At 51.1% G+C, this 4,659-nt stretch carries 6 protein-coding genes; 2 read left to right on the top strand and 4 right to left on the bottom strand.

The window, feature by feature from the left end:
* Positions 1 to 132: 132 nt before the first annotated feature.
* Positions 133 to 354, bottom strand: coding sequence for a hypothetical protein (locus PAT3040_RS19825; protein WP_087570350.1), 222 nt, complete (start codon positions 352 to 354; stop codon positions 133 to 135).
* Positions 355 to 521: 167 nt separating this feature from the next.
* Entirely contained in the window at positions 522 to 1,148 is a 627-nt protein-coding gene (locus PAT3040_RS19830; protein WP_108994087.1) for a stage II sporulation protein M, read from the bottom strand.
* Positions 1,149 to 1,281: 133 nt separating this feature from the next.
* Here PAT3040_RS19830 and pdaB point away from each other — a divergent pair, with 133 nt between their 5' ends.
* Complete coding sequence (gene pdaB, locus PAT3040_RS19835) at positions 1,282 to 2,100, top strand: polysaccharide deacetylase family sporulation protein PdaB (protein WP_108994088.1); 819 nt, start codon at positions 1,282 to 1,284, stop codon at positions 2,098 to 2,100.
* 31 nt (positions 2,101 to 2,131) lie between these two features.
* On the opposite strand, the gene PAT3040_RS19840 is transcribed toward pdaB, so the two are convergent.
* Positions 2,132 to 2,755 (bottom strand): KinB-signaling pathway activation protein, encoded by a 624-nt coding sequence (locus PAT3040_RS19840; protein ID WP_256975883.1) that lies wholly within the window; start codon positions 2,753 to 2,755, stop codon positions 2,132 to 2,134.
* A gap of 172 nt (positions 2,756 to 2,927) precedes the next feature.
* Between PAT3040_RS19840 and gerD the strand changes: the two genes are divergently transcribed.
* Positions 2,928 to 3,620, top strand: a complete 693-nt coding sequence (gene gerD, locus PAT3040_RS19845; protein ID WP_181376738.1) for a spore germination lipoprotein GerD — start codon at positions 2,928 to 2,930, stop codon at positions 3,618 to 3,620.
* A gap of 171 nt (positions 3,621 to 3,791) precedes the next feature.
* Here gerD and PAT3040_RS19850 read toward each other — a convergent pair.
* Positions 3,792 to 4,659, bottom strand: an 868-nt coding sequence (locus PAT3040_RS19850; protein ID WP_108994089.1) for a P-loop NTPase, incomplete at its 5' end; no start/stop codon positions are given.

Below are 4,659 nucleotides of genomic sequence, written 5' to 3' on the forward strand. Positions count from 1 at the left end.
GAACAATCTTTTCTTTCGTTGCCGGCGTCAATCTCTCGCGGCGACAAGAAATAATATATCACAGGGGCCCAATTGAATGCAACCCCTATTTTGATTTTTTTTAAAAGTTGTCGTGGCCACCAATCACCCGTATCAACGATACGCTCTCGCGTTTAATGCATACCGAGATAATTCCTTAGGGGAAGCGATTCTGGCGTACATTCTGAAGATGATCTTATACCTGCGTGCGATCGCTTGTTTGATGTCGCCGTCTAACCTGGAGTCGTTCAAATCGAGAAGCATCTCGTCCAATTCCTTGCGCAATACGTAATCAAATTCTTTGCATTCCTTGTCGTTGAACAGTATTCCGAGCATAACCGTAAGCGGCCTCCTTTGGGGTATGTAGAGCGTATGGACCGATATCAGAAGTACAAGGCGAAACGGCTAGGCCATCCTTTGGAGGCGGGACGCGTTTCGTTCCGCGAAGCCGCAAATGCGTTTCGACACCGCCTTACTGTTATGCTCAAATATTGGAAATATTATTACAACGACAACAGCCAACCTGTAAAAGTACTTTCAATAATGGACGCCAGCAGCAGTCCCGCAGTCAACATTATAATCACGGGTACGACTCGCACCATAAACGACACCAATCTATCACCGCTGTCGCTCAGCTTGTCTCTTGCGAACAACAGGCTTCCCAGAGCGCGGACGATCAATATCCCGAATCTCATGCCATATGCGCAGGCGATTATGATCGCCGGGATTTCGATAATGCCATGAGGCAGCAATCCTTTGACGATTAACTCGAATACAGGCATAGCATCCGGTGTCTCGGCGACCCTGTCCAGCAAATATCCGATGACCATTCCGTTGATAATCAAGAACAGAATCGGAATAACGCCGAGGAATGCACCCAAAAAAATAATGAAAATCGACTTGATCGCATTGTTCAAGAAAATAACCGTGATCATGGCAAACGTCCTGTTCTCTGCTTGGTCGACCGTCTCGACAAGCTGCTGCAGCCCAGTTAGCTGGGCATCCAGAAACGAACGAAATGCCGGATTGCTTCCTCCAATAAAGATTCCCGCGATAAACATGATCGCCGCAAAAGCGATGTACCCCCTGGTCTCTTTCAAATCCCGCCATATGGTCCGCCATTTGAACATGAGCGTCACTCTCCTATTCGATTACAGAAAAAATCAACTGGCATATCCCCGATGTGTACGAGCATAGATTGTACTAAACAAGCCGTTGCCTCGGGAAAGCCGGGGCATATCCAAGAGAGGAGAGCCCATTCCCATGAATATGTTCTATGTTATGAACGGCAGAAAGCTCAAAAAGTATTTTTTTATCGCGATCGCTCTCGTGTTTTCTATCGGAATTATTTACGCGGAACGCGACAACATTACGGTGTTCGCTCCGCAGCAGCCCGCTGCCATCTACAGTGTGCCTACGGACAAGAAAGTTGTAGCGCTCACCTTCGACATCAGCTGGGGAGACAAGCGTGCCGAGCCTATTCTGGAGGTGCTCAAGGAAAAAAATATTACGCAGGCAACCTTCTTCCTCTCCTCCACCTGGAGCCAGTCTCATCCCGAACTCGTAAAAAAAATCCAGGACGCAGGTTACGAAATCGGCAGCCATGGCCACAAGCACGACTTCTACACCAAATATAGCGATGATGAGATTCGCAAGCAAATCTCCACCGCTCACACCATTCTGGCCGATATTACGGGCAAACAGCCCAATCTGATCCGTCTTCCCAATGGCGATTTCGACAAACGCGTCCTTCGTATCGCCGAAGAGCTGCAATACAAAGTGATTCAGTGGGACACGGACTCCATGGACTGGATGAACATAGGCACGGACAAAATCATTGACCGAGTCGTCAGCCGGACGCATCCCGGCGACATCATCTTGCTTCACGCAAGCGATACAGTGCTTCAAACGCACGAGGCCCTTCCTGTCATTATTGATCAACTGCGGGAAAAAGGGTATGAGTTCGTCAATGTAACGCAGCTTATTAATGGTACCGAAGCCGAAGGAAACTCGGTGCAGAGCGCTCCCTCCGATCAGAAGAAGCCCGCCTCCGCTTCCCAGCTGAGCGCTGCAAGCGAATAAACGGACTTCTGTGAAGGATTTATCGTATCGATTAACGAGCCGGTTTCGCGGGAACGACCGCGGGATCGGCTTCTTTGCTGCCCAGAAGACGATGCATCATTATATTCTGGTACGCATTGCAGACAAAGAGCGGGATCATCATAAAGATGATGGCCGCGACATTTGTCGCCCCCTGCAACGCCGGCCATGCCTCCACGAAGGTTACGACGAACATAAGGAACATCGTCGGGATGAAGGCGCTTTGGTTGGTTTGTTTGATTTTGCTCCAGGAAACGAGCAATGAGGCCACGAAAAGAATAAGCGGCAGCACCCAGAAAAACCAATTGTTCGTGCGCTCTTCGAACAAGACATAGCCTAGGCCGAATACCGCAAACAGCGTCGTGTAGCCTTGAAGCGCATGCCATAGGTATTTGCGCCGGAAAACGCTAAGCGCAATATAATTGAGCGTCAAATAAGCGAAGAAGCCCATCTGGCTGAATGCTCCGATCATAAGCCCGGAAATTCCCATCATCAGGATGTTGAAGCCCGTTGCTTCCATGCCAAGGAATCCGAATTCCTGATCCGTTAAAAGCATGATTCCGCCGCTTATGATGCAGACGACTGCTCCGATCGCCATCGTGCTCCAGAATAAAAAAAACCATTTGCGCAAAGTCACCGTTTGAATCCTCCAGAACGTTTTGGCTTTATTTTACCACGATCACAACAAAAAGCTAATGCTCGTCCATGATAAAACCGTGAACAATGCACATAATAATCTCAATTCAGGCGTTAGACAACAAGCATCATGGTCTAGGGCGGGCATTGATATAGAAGGGAGCAACTCTAATATGCGCATCAGATGGACTTTATCGTTGTCGATATTGGCGCTCACAATCGTACTGTCGAGCTGCGGCGCGGAGGCGTCGGGCGGACAGCAGCAGATCAGTTACAAAGACATGAAGTCGATGGTGATCGATATTCTGAAGACAGAGGACGCCCAGAAGGCTCTTCAGGAATCCACTCAGCAGCTGTCAGGATACTCCATGCAGGAATCGAAGCTGCTGTCGGTACAGGATCAGGAAGAAGTTCGTCTGGCGGTTAAGGACGTTATCAGTTCCCCCGATTACGATAAGGTGATCAAGAAGCTGATGACGGACACCCGGTTCGCCGGTGAATTCGCCAAATCAGTTAATAAAGAAAACAAAACGATCCACCGAGAACTCATCAAGGATCCGCAATACCAAGCGGAGTTGCTCAAGACGTTTAAAAACCCGGAGATGGAGAAGATGATCCTCGAAGTGCTCAAAAGCGCGCAGTATCGTAAGGAAGTCATGTCGCTGATGCAGGAATCCATGCAAAATCCGCTGTTCCGGCTTGAAGTACTGGATCTGATGAAGGCCGCCGTCAAGGAAGAACTCCAGACGAAGCCCGACGAGAAAGTCAAGAAATCCGGTGAGGAAGGCAAGCAAGAGGAGCAAAGCATGGAGGAAGAGGAGCAAGTAAAGGAAGAGCAGCAGAAAGGCGAGGACGCACAGCAGTAGGTTTAAGATCCGAAAAGATCAGGCAGCCCCTCATCCTGAATATGGTGAGGGGTAACAGGCGGATGATATGAAATAATAAAACCCGTATAGCCCCTTCTGCAAGAACAGTCGAATTGTAAGTCGACAAATGAGTTCTTGCTTGCATGGAGAGCGATACGGGCTTTTTCAAGTTCAGCGGGACTCTACACGGGAAATAACACTATCCGCCAGCTCCAAGTACATGATTCCTGTCTCTGTATCAGCCTTGTAGACTGAAGGCGAAAAGTCAGGCTCCGATACGTGGTTGTCCGGCGCTCCGAGCGGAATTTGGGCCAACAGGTCGCAATGCAGCGTCTCGGCGAGACGCGCGCCTCCGCCGCGCCCGAAAACGTATTCCTTGTCTCCCGATTTGGAGACGAAATACGACATATTTTCTACAACGCCGATAATTTCGTGTTCGGTCTTGATGGCCATGGCCCCTGCCCGCGCCGCTACAAAAGCAGCCGTCGCATGCGGTGTCGTGACGATGATTTCCTTGCTTTGCGGGATGATCTGATGGACGTCAAGCGCCACGTCTCCCGTACCCGGAGGCAAGTCGAGCAGCAGATAATCCAGCGTGCCCCACTCAATCTCCTGGAAAAAGTTGCGCAGCATCTTGCCGAGCATGGGTCCGCGCCACACGATCGGACTATTATCCTCGACAAAGAAACCCATGGAGATGACCTTCACGCCAAAGCGCTCGATCGGGATGACGCGATCGTTTACGACCTGCGGCCGCTCCTCGATGCCCATCATATCGGGCACGCTGAAGCCATAGATGTCCGCGTCGATGATGCCGACGCGTTTGCCCTTGCGTGCCAGGGCGACCGCCAGATTGACGGTCACCGTGCTTTTGCCGACGCCGCCCTTGCCGCTCGCGACGGCGATGAACTCCGTCCCGCTGCTTGCGTCCAGCAGCGGGACATCCAGCCCTGCCCCGTGCCCTTGCACCGGGGCAGAAGCGCTCTTGGCGCCGGCTCCGCCGCCCGGCGCCTGCTGCTTCTGTGGCTGCGCCCGGGCG

Source organism: Paenibacillus agaridevorans (assembly GCF_003112455.1).
GTDB lineage: Bacteria > Bacillota > Bacilli > Paenibacillales > Paenibacillaceae > Pristimantibacillus > Pristimantibacillus agaridevorans.

Excerpts from the sequence above, each read along its gene's own strand:
- PAT3040_RS19825 (WP_087570350.1), bottom strand. The coding sequence starts at position 354 with ATGCTCGGAATACTGTTCAACGACAAGGAATGCAAAGAATTTGATTAC.
- PAT3040_RS19830 (WP_108994087.1), bottom strand. The coding sequence starts at position 1,148 with ATGTTCAAATGGCGGACCATATGGCGGGATTTGAAAGAGACCAGGGGG.
- pdaB (WP_108994088.1), top strand. The coding sequence starts at position 1,282 with ATGAATATGTTCTATGTTATGAACGGCAGAAAGCTCAAAAAGTATTTT.
- gerD (WP_181376738.1), top strand. The coding sequence starts at position 2,928 with ATGCGCATCAGATGGACTTTATCGTTGTCGATATTGGCGCTCACAATC.